Origin of the sequence: Streptomyces sp. VNUA24, assembly GCF_029167005.1 — a bacterium.
GTDB classification, from domain to species: Bacteria; Actinomycetota; Actinomycetes; order Streptomycetales; family Streptomycetaceae; genus Streptomyces; species Streptomyces scabiei.
Map to the genome: position 1 here is coordinate 9,294,388 of NZ_CP119143.1, position 18,178 is coordinate 9,312,565.

Below are 18,178 nucleotides of genomic sequence, written 5' to 3' on the forward strand. Positions count from 1 at the left end.
CCGCCGAACAGATGAACGGCGGCGGCGGCCGGGCCCCGCCGCGGACGGCGGGGCCCGGCCGGCCCGGATCACAGCCGGGACAGCTCGTCCACCAGGTCGTCCAGTCCCAGCGACCCCTGGGACAGCGCGGCCATGTGCCAGGACTTGGCGTCGAACGCGTCGCCGTGGCGGCGTCTGGCGTTCTCCCGGCCGAGGAGCCAGGCGCGTTCGCCGAGCTTGTAGCCGATGGCCTGCCCCGGCATCGTCAGATAGCGGGTCAGCTCGCTCTCCACGAAGTCCGCGGGGCGGCTGCTGTGGGCGCCGAAGAACTCCTGTGCCAGCTCGACGGTCCAGCGCTCGCCCGGGTGGAAGGGGGAGTCCGCCGGGATCTCCAGCTCCAGATGCATGCCGATGTCGACGATGACCCGGGCGGCGCGCATCATCTGCGCGTCCAGGTAACCGAGCCGCTCCTCCGCGTCCTTGAGGAAGCCCAGCTCGTCCATCAGCCGCTCCGCGTACAGCGCCCAGCCCTCGGCGTTGGCGCTGACCCCGCCGATCGTGGCCTGGTAGCGGGACAGGTCGTCCTTGACGTACACCCACTGCGCCAGCTGGAGGTGATGGCCGGGGACGCCCTCGTGGTACCAGGTCGAGACCAGGTCGTACACCGGGAAGCGGGTCGCGCCCATCGTCGGCAGCCAGGTGCGGCCCGGACGGGAGAAGTCCTCGGTCGGCGCCGAGTAGTAGGGGGCCGCCGCGCCGCCGGGCGGGGCGATGCACGACTCGACCCTGCGGACCGGCTCGGCGAGGTCGAAGTGCGTGCCGTCCAGGGCCTCGATCGCCTCGTCCATCAGGGACTGCAGCCAGGCGCGGACCTCGTCGACCCCCTCGATGTGCCGGCCGTGCTCGTCCAGGTGCGCGAGCGCCTCCCACGGCGTCCGGGCGCCGGGCAGGATCTTCTCGGCCTCCTGCCGCATCTCGCCGAGCAGCCGGTGGAACTCGGCCCAGCCGTACGCGTACGCCTCGTCGAGATCCAGGTCCGAACCCGTGAAGTAGCGCACCAGCCTGCCGTAGCGCTCCCGGCCGACCGTGTTCGGCGCGTCCTCGACGGCCGGGGCGTACACCTCGCGCATCCAGTCGCGCAACTCCACCACGGCCCCGGTCGCGGCGCGGGCGGCCTCGTCCAGCTCCGCACGCAGCGCCTCGGGGCCCGCGGCGGCGAACTCCTCGAACCAGCCGCGCCCCGAACCGCCCGTGTCCGCCCACTCGGTGAGCTGGCCGATGAAGGTCGCGGTCGGGCGCGGGCCCGCGTACAGCTTCCGCTCCAGGCCGAGCGCCAGGGACTCGCGGTAACCGGCGTACGCCGTCGGCACCGCGCGCAGCCGCTCCGCGATCGCGGCCCAGTCCTCCTCGGTCTCGGCCGGGGTGATGGTGAAGACCTCCCGCACCTCGTGGGGCGGCGTGACCATGTTGCCGACCGCGCGCAGACCCTCGTCCGCCTCGTGCACGGCCAGCTCCGCCGACAGCCGCTCACGCAGCAGACGCGCGCACCGGCGCTCCACGTCACTGTCCGCGCCCGGCCGGCGCTCCGCCTCGTCCAGCCGCGCCAGCGTCGCCCGGATCAGCTCCGCGCGGGCCTCCTGGCCGGCCGGCGAGGTGTCCGGCAGCCTGCTGGAACTCTCCTTCACGCCCAGGTACGTACCGGTCACGGGGTCGAGGGCGACGAGATCGTCGACGTACGCGTCGGCGACCTCACGGGGCAGCGGGCTCTTGATGTCAGACATGTGGACAATCTTGGTACGGCGACGGGGGCGGCGTCAGCCGCTTGGCCGGTGATCGAGCCTTACGTCGGCCGGATTCGTTCGCCGTCCGGTGGCATCAGGGGGCCGCACTCCCACTGCTGGAAGATCAACCGGGTCTCCACTCGCGCGACCTCCGGCCGTGAGGTGAACCCGTCCAGCACCAGCCGCTGCAGATCCGCCATGTCCGCGACCGCCACATGCACGAGATAGTCGTCCGGGCCGGTGAGGTGGTACACCGTCCGCGACTCCGGCAGCGCCCTGATCCGCTCCACGAACGGCCCCACCAGCTCCCGCCGATGCGGTCTGACCTGCACCGACAGCAGTGCCTCCAGACCGCGCCCCAGCTTGGCCGGATCCAGTCGCAGCTGATGACCGAGGATCACGCCGGCGCGGCGCAGCCGTGTCACCCGGTCCAGGCAGGTCGAGGGCGCGACCCCGACCTGTGCGGCGAGATCCCGGTACGTCGTCCGGGCGTCGTTCTGCAGGAGCCGCAGAAGATGGAGGTCCACCGGATCGAGTACGACGGATTCGGCCATTGCCCGAACGTAGCACGGCTCCTGCCCACTCCGGCCCGTCCGATGTTCACCCTCATGTCATGAACTCAGCGAGCACGCACGCGTACGACCACGCACGCACCACGCCGAGAGCACTGGCCACCGAGGCCGTGCACGCCGGCCGCGACGACCTCGCGCGCCTGGGCCTGCACGCCCCGCCCATCGACCTGTCGACGACCTACCCCTCGTACGACAGCCGGGGCGAGGCCGCCCGCATCGACGCCTTCGCCACGGACGGCGCCGAGCCGGAGGGGCCGCCCGTCTACGGACGGCTCGGCAACCCGACCGTCGCCCGGTTCGAGACCGCCCTCGCCCGTCTCGAGGGCACCGAGAGCGCGGTCGCCTTCGCCAGCGGCATGGCCGCCCTGAGCGCCGTCCTCCTCGCCCGCGCCTCGACGGGCCTGCGCCATGTGGTCGCGGTACGCCCCCTGTACGGCTGCAGCGACCATCTCCTCACCGCCGGGCTGCTCGGCACCGAGGTCACCTGGGTCGATCCGGCCGGCGTCACGGACGCGCTGCGGCCCGACACCGGTCTCGTCCTGGTCGAGTCACCGGCCAACCCCACCCTCGCCGAACTCGACCTGCGGGCCCTCGCCCACGCCTGCGGCTCGGTTCCGCTGCTCGCGGACAACACCTTCGCCACGCCCGTCCTGCAGCGCCCCGTCGAGCAGGGCGCCCGGCTCGTGCTGCACAGCGCGACCAAGTACCTGGGCGGTCACGGTGACGTCATGGCCGGGGTCGTGGCCTGCGACGAGGAGTTCGCCGGCCGGCTGCGCCAGATCCGCTTCGCCACCGGCGGCGTCCTCCACCCGCTCGCCGGCTACCTCCTCCTGCGCGGCCTGTCCACCCTGCCCGTCCGGGTCCGCGCGGCCTCGGCGACCGCCGCGGAACTCGTCCGCCGCCTCGCCGCCGACCCGCGGGTCGCCCGGGTCCACTATCCCCGCATCGGGGGCGCCATGATCGCCTTCGAGGTCCACGGCGACCCGCACGAGGTCATCGCCGCCGTCCGGCTGATCACCCCGGCGGTGAGCCTCGGCAGCGTGGACACCCTCATCCAGCACCCGGCCTCGATCAGCCACCGCATCGTGGAGGAGACGGACCGCCGGGGTGCGGGTGTGAGCGACCGGCTGCTGCGGATGTCGGTGGGCCTGGAGGACGTGGACGACCTGTGGGCGGACCTGGACGCGGCTCTGGGGCAGCGGGCGGGGCTGCCGGGGGAGTGGGCCGGGTCGCCGGGGGAGCGGGGCATGGGCGAGGGGGCCGAACTGTCGGCCGGCCGGGCCTGAGCTCCCGAGGACCGGGCGGCCGTGCCGCCTGCGGCCGACCCGGCTCGACGGGAACGCGCTCGGTTCGACGGGAACGCGCTCGGTTCGACGGGAACGCGCTCGGGTCGTCGGGGGGCGACCCGAGCGCCCGGCCCACCACCGGGCCCCTTCGCGCCCGGCCCATCCGCGCCACCGGGGCGGAGCCGTACCCGGCCCATCCGCGCCACCGGGGCGGAGCCGTACCCGGCCCATCCGCGCCACCGGGGCGGAGCCGTACCCGGCCCATCCCCGCCACCGGGGCGGAGCCGCACCCGGCCCTCCGTGTCAGCCGTGGCGGCGCCCCTCCGCGGCCTCCACCACCCGTACCTCGTCCAGCCGGGCGGTGATCACCAGCGTCCCCTCCTCGATCTGGTAGTCGATCGGCAGCCCGAGCCCCCGCATCGCCGCGACCATCCCCGTGTTGGACGACTGCGTCACCACGTACACGTTCTCGCAGCCCGACTCGGCCGCCATGTCCACCAGCCTGCGCAGCAGTTCGCCGCCTATCCCGCGCCGCTGCCAGTCGTCCTCGACGAGCAGCGCGATCTCCGTCTCGTCCCCGTCCCACAGGAGGTGTCCGAGTCCGACGAGACGACCGGACGTCGTCCGCGCGGCGAGCGTCCGTCCGAAGCGGGGACTGAGCAGGTGCCGGAGATACCGGTCGGCGTCACCCACCGGCCCGTGGTACCGCATGCCCAGCGTGCGGGGGGAGCACCGCTCGTGCATCTCCTTCGCCGCCCGCAGATCCCCGGCGTCGGCCCGCCCGACCATGATGTCGTTGCCCTCGGGCAGCGTCAGCACGTCCCGGTCGCCCGGGATCCGCGGCCCCAGCCGTGCGTCCAGCTCCACCAGGGCCCGCGCCCGGGCGAACTCCGTCGGCGTGAACGGCAGATACGGCCGCTCCACCGTGATCACCCCGCCCTCCGGCGCCCGCAGCCGCATCACCGTCTCCTCCAGGACCCCTTCGACCGGGGCGCTCTCCTGCTCCCGGCCCGAGCCGGGAGCGGTGGCGGGCAGTGAGCGGATCGTGCAGCGGCCCAGCAACTCCCGCAGCGCGAGCGGGAGTTCCGCCGTGTCCAGCGCCGTACGCGTCGCCAGGCCGAGGATCCGGGTCGGCGCGTCCACCAGGTCGTGGGCGTCGCCGCGCTCGATCCAGGTGCCGGTGCCACCCGCCTGCGACACGGCCCGGACGATCTCCGTGGCCGACAGTTCCTCGGGCGCCCGGAGCAGGAACTCGTCCACGGTGCCCTCGGCCAGCGGATGCGTCTGCAGGCTCAGGATGTCGATCCGGTGCTCTGCCAGCGCCGTGCACAGCACGGCCAGCGATCCCGGCGCGTCCCGCACCGTCGTCCGCATCCGCCACATCAGGGTCGCACCCGTGCCCGCCGGTACGTCCGCCCCGGACGGCCCGGCCCCGGCCTGCTGCCCCTCGCTGAGCGGCGGCCGGGTGCCGGTATCGCTCGTGGGCGGCGCGTGCCCGTGGCGCCGTTCCCACCAGCCACGGAACCCGGCCGTGAGGAACCGCGGTCGGGGGTGCGCCGGGCGGCCGCCGCGCGCCCGCGTCTCGTCAGACATGTCAGGAGTCATGTGGCCACTGTGAACGAATCGTGTTGCGTGATCACGAACGCTTTGTGACTGACCGGTAAAAGCATCGTTCCGTGCCTTTTGTTGCATTTTGTATGACCGCGGCTGTCGGAAGTTGCGCCGATGGCGACCGCATCGGCCACCGCACCCGCCATTCGGCAACCGGCCGACGGGCCTCCGGCCTGGGGCCCACGGTCGGGCGGCCGGGGCTTCCACGGTGACTCACCACATCCCGGTCACTGCCCCACGAGCCCCGGCTGGAGCACCTTCGTGTACAGCACCGTCCCGTCCTGCTCCCGCAGTCGGACCGTCAGCTCACCGCTGTGGCCGTTGATGTCGACCTCGCCGAAGAACTGGTAGCCGCCCGCCGGGGAGACGTTCGCCGTCGTCGGTGCCTTCATGAACACCCGTTCGGGGCCGAAGGTGTTGTCGAGCGCGTTCGCCGGGAAGGCACCGGCGTTGAGCGGGCCCGAGACGAACTCCCAGAACGGCTCGAAGTCGGTGAACGCGGCCCGCGACGGCTGGTAGTGCTGCGCCGAGGTGTAGTGCACGTCCGCCGTCAGCCACACCGTGCCGGTGACCTTGCGATGCTTGATGAACCGCAGCAGCTCGGCGATCTGGAGCTCCCGCCCCAGCGGAGCGCCCGGGTCGCCCTGGGCCACGGCCTCGATGTTCGGCTTGCCGTCCCCGGTGTCGGGCACGACCAGGCCGAGCGGCATGTCGGAGGCGATCACCTTCCACACCGCCCGCGACCTCGACAGCTCCCGCTTGAGCCACTCCAGCTGCTCGGCGCCGAGGATGCCGACCGCGTCGGTGGTCTGCGTGTCGGGCGAGTTGGCGTTGCGGTAGGTCCGCATGTCCAGCACGAACACGTCCAGCAGGGGGCCGTGGCGCAGCACGCGGTGCACGCGGCCCTCCCGGGCGCCCGGCCGCAGCGTGGAGATCGGGAAGTACTCGCTGAAGGCCCGCCGCGCCCGGGCCGCCAGCACGTCCACGCTCTTCTCGGTGTACCGGGCATCGGTGAGGATCTCACCCGGGTACCAGTTGTTGGTGACCTCGTGGTCGTCCCACTGCACGATCGACGGGACCCGCGCGTTGAACCTCTTCAGGTTCTCGTCCAGCAGGTTGTAGCGGAAGGCGCCCCGGAACTCCGCGAGCGTCTCCGCGACCTTCGACTTCTCCTCGGTGGTGACGTTCCGCCAGGTGCTCCCGTCCGGCAGCGCGACCGTCGCCGCGATCGGACCGTCGGCGTAGATGTTGTCGCCGCTGCACAGGAAGAAGTCCGGGTCGAGGGCGCCCATCGCGTCGAAGATGCGGTAGCCGCCGCGGTCGGGGTTGATGCCCCAGCCCTGCCCCGCCAGGTCGCCCGACCACACGAACCGCGCCCCGGAACGTCGCTTCGGCGACGTCGTCCGGAAGGTGCCGTTGACCGGCTCACCGGTACGGCGCGGGTCGTCCGGATCGGCCAGCAGCACCCGGTAGTGGATCTGCTCACCCGAGGGCAGGCCGCGCAGTCGCGTCGTACCGGTGAAGTCCGTACCGGCGTCCAGCAGCGGGCCGTGCCATCTGCGCGGGTTGCGGAACGACTCGGTGGCCGATGTCTCGACGATCATCCGGGCCGGACGGTCCGACCGTACCCACACCAGACCGGAGTGCGCGGTCACGTCTCCGGCCTGCACACCCCAGCCGGCCCTCGGCCGCCCCGACAGGGCCAGCGCCGGCACCGAGCCGAGCGCGAGGGATCCGGGCAGCGCCAGCCCGGCCGACGCGGCGAGCGAGCCGCGCAGCACATTGCGGCGACCGGGCAGGGGACTCGGTGGACGGTGTGACATGAAAACGCCTCCAGTGACGGATCCGGCCAAGGTGCACAGCCACAACTACGGGCACGCCGCAGCGCACACGCAAACGACAAGTGAACAACTGGGCGGACACCCGGGGAAGCGGTGACACTCGCAGATGGCTGAAGCACGATTCCATCGGTGGAGCACGAGTCCGGCGGTCGGCGGCGGGGCCGTCGGCCGCCCGGACGTGGGCACCGGCCCCGCCACGGGTCGGCGGGTGCCGTCGGGTCAGCGGCTGCCGTCCAGGATCACGCGGGCCACCAGGGCCGGGTCGTCGTTCATGGGGCAGTGGCCGCAGCCGGGGAGGCGGACCAGGCGCGCGCCGGGGATGATCCGCTTGGCGCGGACGCCCTGGCGGGGGACGAGCAGCCAGTCCCGACTGCCCCAGGCCACGGTGATCGGGATGCCGGGGACGTCGTCCGTGAACAGGACGCTGCCGCCGGCCCGCAGGGTGTCGTCGAACCCCGTCGCACCCGCCAGCGCGAGGGTCTCGGCGACCACCGCCTCGGGTGAACGGCGGCCCGGACGGGCGTAGATGGTGCTCGTCAGCGCGGTGCGGCCGGCCGTCGAACGGGACAGGCGTTCGACCAATGACAGGGGCATCCGCCGCGCGATGTGCCGCATGGTGAGCAGGATGCCGAACGCGTACCGCCGCTCCGCCTCGTTCCAGAACCCGGCCGGGGAGAGGGCGGTGACGGACCGTACGAGCTTCTCGCGGCCCAGTTCCAGGGCCAGCAGACCGCCCAGGGAGTTGCCCGCCACATGGGGGCGGTCGAGTTCCAGGGCCTCGCAGAAGGCGCCGAACACGGCCGACGTCGTGGGCAGGTCGTAGGTGAGCCCGTCCGGCAGCCCGGGGGACTCGCCGAAGCCGGGGAGGTCCACGGTGATGACCTCGCGTTCGGCGGCCAGGATGTGCGTCACCGGGTCCCATGCCTGCCGGTGGTGGCCGATTCCGTGCAGCAGGAGCAGCGGCTCGCCGGTGCCCTCGCGCGTGTAGGAGACCGTCACGGGCCGCGGGCCGAGCGGGGAGGGGACCTGGAAGGAGACCGTGGCGGCGGACATGGTGCAGCTCCTCGTCTGGGAGTGGGCGCGCGGACGTACGGCGTTCATAGACAGCTTGTCAGCAACTGCTACCGGCGGGTAGTCCCTGTGGGTAACAAGCCCGTGAGCGGGCCCGGAATCGCCTGGACAGGTCCGCGTCGCCCGGGATGGGATGGAGCGGTGACCACCGATATCGCGACCGACGTCTTCGAAGAGCACCGCTCCGTCCTCATGGGAGTCGCCTACCGCATGCTCGGCCGGGTCGCCGACGCGGAGGACGTGGTCCAGGAGGCATGGCTGCGCTGGTCCGGCGCCGACCGGTCCGAGGTGCGCGAACCGCGCGGCTACCTGGTCCGCGTCACGACACGGCTCTCCATCGACCGGCTGCGCCAGGTGCAGTCCCGCAACGAGGCGTACCCCGGCCCCTGGTTGCCCGAGCCCTATGTCACCGACTACGCGGTGACGGTGGAGGACACCGCCGAGCGGGCCGTCCTCGCCGACACCGTCTCGCTCGCCGTCCTCGTCGTCCTGGAGTCCCTCTCGCCCCTGGAACGCGCGGTGTTCGTGCTCAGGGAGGCGTTCGGCTACCCGTACGCCGAGATCGCGGCCATGATCGACCGCGCCGAGCCCGCCGTGCGCCAGCTCGCCGGGCGGGCCCGCAGGCACGTCGACGAGCGGCGCCCGCGCTACGAGGTGGATCCGGCCGAACGCCGGGAGCTGACCGAGCGGTTCCTCGCCGCGGCGGCCGGCGGCGACCTGGAGCAACTGATGTCGCTGCTGGCCCCCGACGTGCGCCTGGTGGGCGACGGCGGCGGTCTCGGCAAGGCCCCGGTGCGGGTCCTCGAAACCGCCGACAAGGTGGGTCGGTTCCTGCACGGCGTGGCCGGCAAGGGCCTCGCGGACGCGTCGTTCCACTTCATGGAGGTCAACGGCGGTTTCGCGGTGGTCCTCCGGTCCGGTGACCAGGTCGACAGCGTGTTCCAGCTCGATGTCGCCGACGGGTGTGTCCAGTGCGTCTACATCGTGCGGAACCCGGAGAAGCTGGGTGCTCTGAGGGCGGAGCAGTAGGTCTCCGGGCCGCCTTCCGCTTCGTCCCCGCCGCCTTCACGGCAAGGCCCGCCGCCCTGCCGTGAAGCCTCGGTGAACGCTGCCGGCGTCCGGCCGGGCGGGTGCCCCCGCGGCCGATGATTGGTCTTGACCAAGGGTGGGGGCGGGCCTATGGTCGCAAGAAAGTGCAACAACCTTTAATAAACAAGGGCGCTAAAAACGCGGCCGGGCCACGGCGAAGCAGCGGAGGACAGGGTGGGGACCCAGCAGCTCGAAACGGTGCCGGAACCGAAGTACTGGCATCTCAGAACCGTGCTCAGTGAGGCATTGGACTCCGAGTTCTCGGTGGGAGAGATCCTGCCCAACGAACGTGATCTCGCCGCCCGCTTCGGGGTGGCCCGGGCCACGCTCCGCCAGGCGCTGGAGCAGCTCGAACTGGAGGGCCGGCTGCAGCGCCGTCGCGGCGTCGGCACCACCGTGGCGCCGCCGCGCGTGCGGGTCGCGGTCGGCACCCGTCAGCACGCGTGGCCGGGCACGGCCGGCGACGCCTGGCAGGCCGTGGACTGCACGTCCGCGACACCGCCCGCCGCCGTCGCCGACATCCTGGACAGCGTGCACGGTGAGCAGGTGCACGTCGTACGCCGCTCCCGTGTGTCGCACGGCCAGCCCGTCGCCGCCGAGCTGCTCTACGTCCCCGCGGACTCGGTGCCCGCCCTGTCCGCCATCGACGCGCCCTCGGGCGCCGCGCACGCGCGTGCCGTGCTGCGCGAGCTGCAGCGGCTGGAGCTGGAGGGGCAGGACCGCTCGGTCGAGCTGGGCTCCGCCCGCGCGGACGACGCCAAGGAACTGGACCGGCTGCCCGGCGCACCCGTCCTCGTCGTCACCACCCGCTTCCGCGCCGGGGGACGCACGGCGGCGGTCTCCCTGGCCACCTACCGTGCCGACACCTGCCGGCTCACCTTCGGCGACTCGGGCGGCGTCGAGATCCACCACGGCCCGGAGCGCCACGCGTCCTGACGGCGCCGGCCCGCCGGCCGCCTCCATCGAGTCGCACCCGCCGCGCCCCGGACCCCGGGGCGCGGCGCCCGCATACCCGTTTCCGCGGATCCACGGATCCCGCTTCGCCGACGGCACCGGCTCAGCGCCGCGCGGTCACCGTGCCCTCCACCGCGAACAGCTGTTCCTCGACATGGTCCAGCGCGAGACGCAGCGCGCCCATGGCGACGGCCGTCTCGCCCAGGCGGGAGAGGGCGACACGGGGCGGGCGCAGGCAGTACCGGGCCAACTCGTCGCGCAGGGGGTCGAGGACGTCGTCGATGCCGGTCGCCCAGCCGCCGACGACCACGAGTTCCGGGTCGAGGGCGAGGACGAGGGCCGTCACGTCGTGCACGAGCCGCTGTATGAAGCGGTCGACGGCCTCGCGGGCCCGCTCGTCGCCCTCGCGCGCGTGCTTGAAGACCTCGGCGACCGCCTGCTCGTCGAGCGGATGCAAGGGCTCGCCCGTGGTCGACAACAGCGCCTCCGGGGTGGCCTCACGGCCCAGCAGGTGCAGCGCCCCGATCTCGCCGGCCGCGCCGCCGTAACCGCGGTGCAGCCGCCCCCCGATCAGTGAGCCGGCTCCCGGGCTCAGCCCCGCCAGCACGAACACCACGTCGTCGGACTCGGCGGCCGCGCCCTTCCAGTGCTCGGCGACCGCCGCCGCGTTGGCGTCGTTCTCGACCAGCACGGAGCACTTGAAGGAACGGCTCAGCCGCTCGCCCAGGTTCAGGCCCGTCCACTCCGGCAGGGCAGCGCACAGACGTACGGCGCCGTCCGCCTCGATGACACCCGGACTGCCGACACCGACCGCCCGCAGCGACGCGCGCGAGACCCCGGACCTGCGCAGCAGTTCGGCCACGGTCGAGCGCAGCCGCTCCAGCCGGTCGTCCGCCGACGCGGCCTCGGAGACCTCCTTCGACAGGGAGCCCAGGACCCGCCCGTCGAGGTCCGCGAGCAGCGCGGTCACCTGGTGCGAGCCCACGTCCAGGCCCAGCAGATGGCCCGCCTCGGCCCGGAACCGGTAGTGCCGTGCCGGGCGCCCCTGCCGCCGGGCGGCGCCCTCGTCGGCCGCCTGCTCGACGACGAGGCCGGCCTCGACCAGCCCCTCGACCACGCCCTCGACCGTGGGCCGGGACAGGCCGGTGACCCTGGTGATCTCGGTGAGGGTCGCGTGGTCGGTGGCGCGCAGCGCGTGCAGCACCACGGCCGAGTTGATCCTCCGGAGCAGAGAGGGATCCCCGCCGGTCAGTCGCCCCAACGTCCGTCCTCCCCGCTCGCGCCCGTGTGTGCCGGATGGTACTCGCCACAGCCGGGCCGGGCGAGTGCCCGCCGCCCCCGACCTGCGGAATCCCGACCGGACGCCTGACGGCCGACCGGACACGGAGGCGGGCGTCGGCCGGAGATGAAGGCGGGCGTCGGCCGGAGGCGGAGGCTCGTGCCGGCGGGAGACCGAGGCAGGCACCGGCCGGAGACCGAGGCAGGCACCGGCCGGAGACGGAGCGGGCACCGGCCGGAGACGGAGCGGGCACCGAAGGCCACGAGCCCGCGCTCCCGGTGGCGACGACGGGCCGTCCCCGCCCGCACCGCCGCCTGACTCCGTGCCAATTGTCAGTGGTGCCCGCTTTACTGGACCGCATGAGCATCATCCAGCACCTCGCCGTCGTCGACCGGCTGCGCTCCGAGCCCTTCCCGGCGGAGCGCGGCCGGTCGGACACCGGCGAGGCCGGACCGGGCTATCACGTCGCCGAGTTAGCGACGAGTGCCGAGTTCGCGGACGACGACGGCTCGCGGCGGGAGGAGACGGAGGAGCAGTACGAGGCGGACCGGGACGCCCTGTCGGAACGGCTCAGCGCGCGCTGGGGTGCCCCGGACGTGTTCAGTCTGTGGAGCGTCCTCGAACGCTCCATGGAGGGCGAGGAGATACCCGAGCCCTGGGCGGCCCTCAGCGCCCATGTCCCGGATGTGCACCTCTGGCGGGCCGACGGCCGCTGGGTCGCCCTCGGCGTCTCGCAGTGGGACAAGGAGCTGCCGTTCCAACTCGTCGCGCTGATAACGGAGATCGACCCGCCGTGACCGCCGGTCCCACCCCCCGGCACGGCGGTCAGCTCTCCGCCGCCACCCGCAGCCGCCCGAACTCCTCCGCCATCGTCGCCGCCGTCCAGTGCGCGTTCAGCCCGCTGGGATTGGGCAGCACCCACACACGCGAGGCCCCGATCGTCCGCTCCTGCGGCCCGACGCCGGCCTTGCGCTCGCCGAAGGCGGCCCGGTAGGCGGTCACACCGACCACCGCGAGCCAGCGCGGCCGGAGCCGTTCCACCTTGGCGGTCAGCAGGCGCCCGCCCTCGACGTACTCCTGCGCCGTCAGCTCGTCGGCGCGTGCCGTCGCCCGCGCGACGACGTTCGTGATGCCGAGCCCGTACGACGGCAGTTCGCCCTGCTCGGACGGCTTGAGCAGACGGGGGGTGAACCCGGACAGATGCAGCACGGGCCAGAAGCGGTTGCCGGGGCGGGCGAAGTGGTGGCCGGAAGCCGCCGTCATCAGCCCCGGGTTGATGCCGCAGAAAAGGACCCGGAGGCCGTCCGCGACGACGTCCGGCACCAGCCGGTCGCGGGCGGCCTCCAGTTCGGCCTGGGTGTAGCGGGTCAGAGGATCGCCCCGGGCGTGTAACCGGCGGCCTCCGGACGCTGCTTCACGATCTCCTCGATCCGTCCGACGACGACGGCGACCTGGTCGGCGGCGGCACCCGTGAAGGAGAGCTTGTCGGCCATCAGCGCGTCCAACTGGGCACGGTCCAGCGGGATGCGGTCGTCGGCGGCGAGCTTGTCGAGGAGTTCGTTGCGCTCGGCGCCCTGCTCGCGCATGGCGAGCGCGGAGGCGACGGCGTTCTCCTTGATGGCCTCGTGCGCGACCTCGCGGCCGACACCGGCGCGCACGGCGCCCATCAGCACCTTGGTGGTGGCGAGGAACGGCAGGTAGCGGTCCAGCTCGCGGGCGACGACGGCCGGGAAGGCACCGAACTCGTCGAGGACCGTGAGGAACGTCTCCAGCAGGCCGTCCAGCGCGAAGAACGCGTCCGGCAGCGCGACCCGGCGGACCACCGAGCAGGACACGTCGCCCTCGTTCCACTGGTCGCCCGCCAGCTCGCCGGTCATCGACGCGTAGCCGCGCAGGATGACCATGAGCCCGTTGACGCGCTCGCAGGAGCGGGTGTTCATCTTGTGCGGCATCGCGGACGAGCCGACCTGGCCCGGCTTGAAGCCCTCGGTCACCAGCTCGTGCCCGGCCATCAGCCGGATCGTCTTGGCGATCGACGAGGGCGCCGCGGCGACCTGGACGAGAGCCGTCACGACGTCGTAGTCGAGCGAGCGGGGGTAGACCTGACCCACCGACGTGAACGCCTGGGCGAAGCCGAGGTGCCCGGCGATCCGGTCCTCCAGCTCCGCCAGCTTGGCGGCGTCCCCGCCCAGCAGGTCCAGCATGTCCTGGGCCGTACCGACCGGACCCTTGATGCCGCGCAGCGGATAGCGGCCGAGCAGCTCCTCGACGCGCCCGTACGCCACCAGCAGTTCGTCGGCGGCGGTCGCGAACCGCTTGCCGAGGGTGGTGGCCTGCGCGGCCACGTTGTGCGAGCGGCCGGCCATGACCAGCTCGCCGTACTCACCGGCCAGCTTGGCGAGGCGGGCCAGCACGGCCACCGTACGGTCGCGCACCAGCTCCAGGGAGAGCCGGATCTGCAGCTGCTCGACGTTCTCGGTGAGGTCGCGGGAGGTCATGCCCTTGTGGACGTGCTCGTGCCCGGCGAGGTCGTTGAACTCCTCGATCCGCGCCTTCACGTCGTGCCGGGTGACCTTCTCGCGCTCGGCGATGGAGGCCAGGTCGACGGTGTCGAGGACCCGCTCGTAGTCGGCGAGGGCCTGGTCCGGCACCTCGATGCCGAGGTCCTTCTGCGCCCGCAGCACGGCCAGCCAGAGCTGCCGCTCCAGCCTCACCTTCTGCTCGGGCGACCAGAGCGTGGCGAGCTCGGCGGAGGCGTAGCGTCCGGCGAGGACGTTGGGGATGCGGGGCTTGGCTGGCGCGGAAGTCACGTGTACGGATTCTACTGGCGATTCGTGCAGGTGGGCGCCGAGGGTCTCTTCGGAGGAACCTACGAAGCCCGGGCAGGGCGGTCAGGAGCCGTGGCGGGGCGCCACGGGCACCCGCGGGCCTCCGCCTCCTCAGCGCCCGTCCGCCAGCTCCGCCAGGACGTCCCCGTGGCACGGCTCCGGTGCGCACCAGCAGGCCAGGGTCTTGCCGCGCAGCTCCGGGACGAGGGCCATCAAGTCGGGGTCGGACGTCAGGTACTCCCGGTACTTCGCCATCACCTCGGCCCGTGTCCCGTCGCGCTTCTTCCTCTCGGTGTCGTACTGGAACGGGTTGAACAGCGGATGCCGTGGCAGGTCCCAGTGGCCCATGGTCCAGCGGCGGCCGATGTAGACCACGTCGCTGGGGGCGAATTCCAGCCGGGGGCCGAAGTCGCGGATGCGGCCCTTGAGGTTGATCACGGTCGTGGTCACACACGTCTCCCGGTACGGCGGCTCCCTACGCTAGCGGGCCCTCCTGCGCCGACAACTCGGATCAAGGGGCGCTGGGCTCCTCCTGCGGTCGGGAGGACGGGTCGGGGAGCCCGGCCAGGCGCCGCGCCCAGAAGGCGCGGTCGGTCCAGCGGGCCTCCTGGGCGTGGAGGGCACGGTGGCCGCGCAGATACGCGTGCCGTGCGGCCGCGACCTTGTCCGCGTACGCGGCGAGGGACGAGTCCGCGCCGGAGCGGGCGTGACCCAGGCGGGTGTCGACGGCCAGGCCCGCGCCCAGCCCGGTGTAGAGCGCGGTCAGCACGCCCTGGGAGGAGAGCGGGTCGAACGCGACCGCCGCGTCCCCGGCGGCGGTCCAGCCGTCTCCGTACACCGTGTCCAGGTGCGCTGTGTGCGCCGCGGCCCGGCGGGGCGCGGCGGCCGACGGGGCCGGGGGTCCGTCCCGGTGGGCCCATCGGGACACGTGGCGCGTGGCCGACATCCGTCGGTGGAAGTGGCGTGCGGTGTGGGACGCGGCGGGCAGGTCGGCGTCGGTGAAGTAGGCGACCAGACGCCCGCCGGAGGGCTGCGGGGCGGTGTACCACCAGCCGTCCTCGTCGGACTCGACGAGGGAACGGCGGTCGGTGTCCAGCGGGTCCGCCTCCAGGGGCAGGTACAGAGAGGTGAGCCGGTCCGCGACCCGCCGCCGGGCACCGCACCGGACGGCGATCGCGGCGGCGCGGCCGGTGGCGTCGATCACCCAGCGGCAGCGCACCGTACGCTCGCCACCCGACCGGGCACCGGCAGGGCCGGTGCCGCCGCGCAGGACCAGGGTCCAGCCGCCGTCCGGTGTCCGCGCGATGTCGCGGACGGCCGAGCCCTCGGCGACCTCGGCCCCCGCCGCGCGCGAGGCGTCTCGCAGCCGCCGGTCGAACAACCGCCGGTCGAGGTGCCAGCCGTGGCCGTGCGGGTCGTTGATGAAGTCCACGGCGTGCAGGCCGGCCGAACCCCAGGCCGACAGGCTGCCGTAGCAGGGCAGATGTCCGGAGCCGAGAACCCGGTCGGCGACGCCGAGGTCGCCGAGCAGGACCCGTCCGGCGGGCACGAGCGTCTCGCCGACCTTGGGCGGCCCGGTGCCGGCGTCCGCCAGCAGGACCGTACGGCCGGCACGGGCGAGCACGAGCGCGGCGGCACAGCCGGCCGGGCCGCCGCCCGCCACCACGACGTCGTAGGCGTCCGTGCCGGGAGCGGGTGCGGCGCTCACCGCGCGTCGCGGAAGGGGTCGAGTATCTCCAGATATCCGGCGGTGATCTCCTCCGCGCGGTAGCCGGTCGCCCTGGCGGCCTCGCCGATCGCCCGTGCCGCGGACTCGGACTCGGCCTCGGCGGTCTCGGGGGAGAGCCCTCCTTCGGACCGGACGCCCGCCGCCGCGGACATCACGTGCGGACCCGCCTCGGGCACGTGCAGGTTGACGAGGTTCGCCGTGTCGGGTGCCTGAGCGAGCGGTTGTCCCGGGCGCGACTCCACCAGGATCCGGTCCGGGAACTTCCCGTCGCCGACGGTGTAGTCGCGCACCTCGACGACGCCGAGTTTGTACCAGTCCTTGATCATCTGGGTGCGCTGCTGGTTCATGGTGCCGCTGAGGCCGCGCAGCCAGGTCGCCCGTCGCTCGAACGCCTCCTCCCGCGCGCTGTCGTCGCTCCCGGCCGACGGCGTGTTGACCTTCTCGAAGTCCTCCAGTTTGAGGACGTGGTTGGGCACCTGGGCGGGCCAGAAGGTCGGCAGGTAGGGGCTGTAGCGGGGCCCCAGGTTGGCCAGCACCTCGTAGCCGGAGCGGCAGCTGGCGGTGTCCGCCTGCCAGGGTGCGGCCATCCAACGCGTGAGGCCTCCGGGCCCCTGTGCGTGCAGGGGGCCGTTGGCGGCGAGCGCCTCCTGCGCGGTGAGGGTGGGTCCGTAGTCGGGTTCCGCGGTGCCGGCGGCGCGGTGCCGGATGCGGAAGGGTTCACCGAACATGCTCGCGTGCCTGATCGGCCAGGTGACCTCGCACCCCGGGTGGAAGGCGTCGGCGGCGCAGTTCTCCAGGGCCGCCCGGTCCAGCAGGCCCGGCTGCTCGCCCACGGGGGCGTCGTCGACCGTGGGGCGCGGCTGCCGCAGGGGTCCGGCCCGGAACGCCCCGTCCGCCCAGCGCTGCAGCATCCAGTCCTGGGTCGGGGAGAGCACGAGGTGCTGGCGCACGGACTTGGGCTTGCTGGCCATGGCGTCGCCGTAGATCCACGGCCACGGCTGCGGGGACTTCCCGTCCCGGTCGTAGTCGCGCAGGGCGGCGTACGTCTGGCGGCGCAGTTCCCGGTTCCGGTCGGAGGGATCGGCGAGCCTCCTCCGCATGGCCGGCGCGAGGAAGAAGTGCGGGCCGTTCCAGCCGAACTGTGCCGCGAAACCGTGGTTGACCCACTGCAGATCGCAGAAGCGGCGCAGGATCGGTTCGATGTGGTCGGTGTACGAGATCTGCTGGGGACGGGTCAGTGAACCGGCCTGGACGAAGACGTCGAAGAGCAGGTCGTGGAGGGTGCGGACGGACTTCACGCCGGGGGCGTAGTGCGGAGGCCCCACCACGACCCAGGCGGGAGCGGCGGTCAGGTCCTTGCCGGCGATACGGACCTTCGCCGTCACCGGGCCGTCGGACACGTCGTCGTACCAGGTGTTGTTGTTGGCGACCCCGGTGATTGGCTGGTTCTTGTAGGAGGCGGAGCTGCCCCGGCCGCCGAGCACCACCAGGCGGCCGTCGGCACGCGTGGAGATCTCGCCGAGGTACACCGCCCTGCCCATGATCTTGCCGGTGTCGAACTTCTGCGTCTCGGTCTTCGAGCCGCGGACGGTGCGGCTTCCGGGGTCGTTGACCAGCTTCTTCCGTTCGGCGCCCACGACGTCGGCGTTGCGCAGGGCGTACTGCTCCGCCGCCAGTGTCTTGCCCTCGGGGATGTCCAGCGCGAGATGGAACTGGTACCAGGCGGCCTTCTTGTTGGCCAGGTGCACCGTCCACTGGATCTCGGAGACACCCTCGACGCCCGGCTTCAGCTCCCTGACGACCTCGCCCGCGGCGTTGTAGCCGTACACACGGAACCGTGCGGCCTGCCTGCGGAGCGCACCGGAGGCGTCCTTGTAGGAGCCGGGGTCCGCCGGTTCCTGGTCCGGTGACTCCGGGCCGATGAAGGGTGCTTCGGTGCTGTTGCCGACCCGGGCGACCCCGATGGCGGGGTGAATCTTCACCTTCACGATCTGACTGTCCATCGAAGAACCTTCCGTCGGGAACCGCCGGGACGCGGTCTCGAACGTAAGACGTTCGATTTCGCCCGGGGGTCACACCGCCGAAGGAGCCGATCGACGTCCGGCGGTTCCCCGGCCTTCCGCCGGCTGCCGTCGCACGCCCGAGCGCGGACCTGAAG

At 72.9% G+C, this 18,178-nt stretch carries 15 protein-coding genes; 4 read left to right on the plus strand and 11 right to left on the minus strand.

What is annotated here, in order from left to right:
- Nucleotides 1-68: 68 nt before the first annotated feature.
- Together PYR72_RS40055 and PYR72_RS40060 are read right to left on the minus strand one after the other, a co-directional pair.
- Nucleotides 69-1,760, minus strand: a complete 1,692-nt coding sequence (locus PYR72_RS40055; RefSeq protein WP_275459825.1) for a DUF885 domain-containing protein — start codon at nt 1,758-1,760, stop codon at nt 69-71.
- A gap of 59 nt (nt 1,761-1,819) precedes the next feature.
- Nucleotides 1,820-2,314 (minus strand): Lrp/AsnC family transcriptional regulator, encoded by a 495-nt coding sequence (locus PYR72_RS40060; protein WP_059080845.1) that lies wholly within the window; start codon nt 2,312-2,314, stop codon nt 1,820-1,822.
- Between the two features lie 59 nt (nt 2,315-2,373).
- On the opposite strand from PYR72_RS40060, the gene PYR72_RS40065 reads away from it, so the two are divergent.
- Nucleotides 2,374-3,618 carry a PLP-dependent transferase gene (locus PYR72_RS40065; protein WP_275459826.1) on the plus strand — a complete coding sequence of 415 codons (1,245 nt, stop codon included), beginning with the start codon at nt 2,374-2,376 and terminating at the stop codon, nt 3,616-3,618.
- A gap of 303 nt (nt 3,619-3,921) precedes the next feature.
- Here PYR72_RS40065 and PYR72_RS40070 read toward each other — a convergent pair whose 3' ends face one another.
- The 3 genes from PYR72_RS40070 to PYR72_RS40080 all read right to left on the minus strand — a co-directional run bounded on the left by PYR72_RS40070 (nt 3,922) and on the right by PYR72_RS40080 (nt 8,123).
- Entirely contained in the window at nt 3,922-5,211 is a 1,290-nt protein-coding gene (locus PYR72_RS40070; RefSeq protein ID WP_275459827.1) for a GNAT family N-acetyltransferase, read from the minus strand.
- Nucleotides 5,212-5,456: 245 nt separating this feature from the next.
- Nucleotides 5,457-7,052, minus strand: coding sequence for an alkaline phosphatase D family protein (locus tag PYR72_RS40075; RefSeq protein WP_275459828.1), 1,596 nt, complete (start codon nt 7,050-7,052; stop codon nt 5,457-5,459).
- 237 nt (nt 7,053-7,289) lie between these two features.
- Entirely contained in the window at nt 7,290-8,123 is an 834-nt protein-coding gene (locus PYR72_RS40080; protein WP_275459829.1) for an alpha/beta hydrolase, read from the minus strand.
- Between the two features lie 159 nt (nt 8,124-8,282).
- Here PYR72_RS40080 and PYR72_RS40085 point away from each other — a divergent pair, with 159 nt between their 5' ends.
- Entirely contained in the window at nt 8,283-9,170 is an 888-nt protein-coding gene (locus PYR72_RS40085) for an RNA polymerase sigma-70 factor (protein ID WP_275459830.1), read from the plus strand.
- A 234-nt stretch (nt 9,171-9,404) separates the two neighbouring features.
- Complete coding sequence (locus PYR72_RS40090) at nt 9,405-10,166, plus strand: GntR family transcriptional regulator (RefSeq protein ID WP_275459831.1); 762 nt, start codon at nt 9,405-9,407, stop codon at nt 10,164-10,166.
- A 121-nt stretch (nt 10,167-10,287) separates the two neighbouring features.
- Here PYR72_RS40090 and PYR72_RS40095 read toward each other — a convergent pair whose 3' ends face one another.
- Nucleotides 10,288-11,445: an ROK family transcriptional regulator gene (locus PYR72_RS40095; protein WP_079081698.1), complete on the minus strand. Its 1,158-nt coding sequence runs from the start codon at nt 11,443-11,445 to the stop codon at nt 10,288-10,290.
- Nucleotides 11,446-11,822: 377 nt separating this feature from the next.
- On the opposite strand from PYR72_RS40095, the gene PYR72_RS40100 reads away from it, so the two are divergent.
- Nucleotides 11,823-12,260 carry a hypothetical protein gene (locus tag PYR72_RS40100; protein ID WP_275459832.1) on the plus strand — a complete coding sequence of 146 codons (438 nt, stop codon included), beginning with the start codon at nt 11,823-11,825 and terminating at the stop codon, nt 12,258-12,260.
- A 28-nt stretch (nt 12,261-12,288) separates the two neighbouring features.
- Here PYR72_RS40100 and mug read toward each other — a convergent pair whose 3' ends face one another.
- The 5 genes from mug to PYR72_RS40125 all read right to left on the minus strand — a co-directional run bounded on the left by mug (nt 12,289) and on the right by PYR72_RS40125 (nt 18,023).
- Nucleotides 12,289-12,786, minus strand: a complete 498-nt coding sequence (gene mug, locus PYR72_RS40105; protein ID WP_275459833.1) for a G/U mismatch-specific DNA glycosylase — start codon at nt 12,784-12,786, stop codon at nt 12,289-12,291.
- 44 nt (nt 12,787-12,830) lie between these two features.
- Complete coding sequence (gene purB / locus PYR72_RS40110; protein ID WP_275459834.1) at nt 12,831-14,273, minus strand: adenylosuccinate lyase; 1,443 nt, start codon at nt 14,271-14,273, stop codon at nt 12,831-12,833.
- Nucleotides 14,274-14,402: 129 nt separating this feature from the next.
- Nucleotides 14,403-14,741: a DUF4326 domain-containing protein gene (locus PYR72_RS40115; RefSeq protein WP_275459835.1), complete on the minus strand. Its 339-nt coding sequence runs from the start codon at nt 14,739-14,741 to the stop codon at nt 14,403-14,405.
- A gap of 61 nt (nt 14,742-14,802) precedes the next feature.
- Entirely contained in the window at nt 14,803-15,999 is a 1,197-nt protein-coding gene (locus PYR72_RS40120) for an FAD-dependent monooxygenase (RefSeq protein ID WP_275459836.1), read from the minus strand.
- Entirely contained in the window at nt 15,996-18,023 is a 2,028-nt protein-coding gene (locus tag PYR72_RS40125; RefSeq protein WP_275459837.1) for a LodA/GoxA family CTQ-dependent oxidase, read from the minus strand. Before PYR72_RS40125 ends, PYR72_RS40120 begins: the two co-directional genes overlap by 4 nt.
- Nucleotides 18,024-18,178 lie beyond the last annotated feature (155 nt).

Coding starts and splice junctions, on each gene's coding strand:
- PYR72_RS40065 (WP_275459826.1), top strand. CDS start 2,374: ATGAACTCAGCGAGCACGCACGCGTACGACCACGCACGCACCACGCCG.
- PYR72_RS40070 (WP_275459827.1), bottom strand. CDS start 5,211: ATGTCTGACGAGACGCGGGCGCGCGGCGGCCGCCCGGCGCACCCCCGA.
- PYR72_RS40080 (WP_275459829.1), bottom strand. CDS start 8,123: ATGTCCGCCGCCACGGTCTCCTTCCAGGTCCCCTCCCCGCTCGGCCCG.
- PYR72_RS40125 (WP_275459837.1), bottom strand. CDS start 18,023: ATGGACAGTCAGATCGTGAAGGTGAAGATTCACCCCGCCATCGGGGTC.
- PYR72_RS40075 (WP_275459828.1), bottom strand. CDS start 7,052: ATGTCACACCGTCCACCGAGTCCCCTGCCCGGTCGCCGCAATGTGCTG.
- PYR72_RS40100 (WP_275459832.1), top strand. CDS start 11,823: ATGAGCATCATCCAGCACCTCGCCGTCGTCGACCGGCTGCGCTCCGAG.
- PYR72_RS40055 (WP_275459825.1), bottom strand. CDS start 1,760: ATGTCTGACATCAAGAGCCCGCTGCCCCGTGAGGTCGCCGACGCGTAC.
- PYR72_RS40060 (WP_059080845.1), bottom strand. CDS start 2,314: ATGGCCGAATCCGTCGTACTCGATCCGGTGGACCTCCATCTTCTGCGG.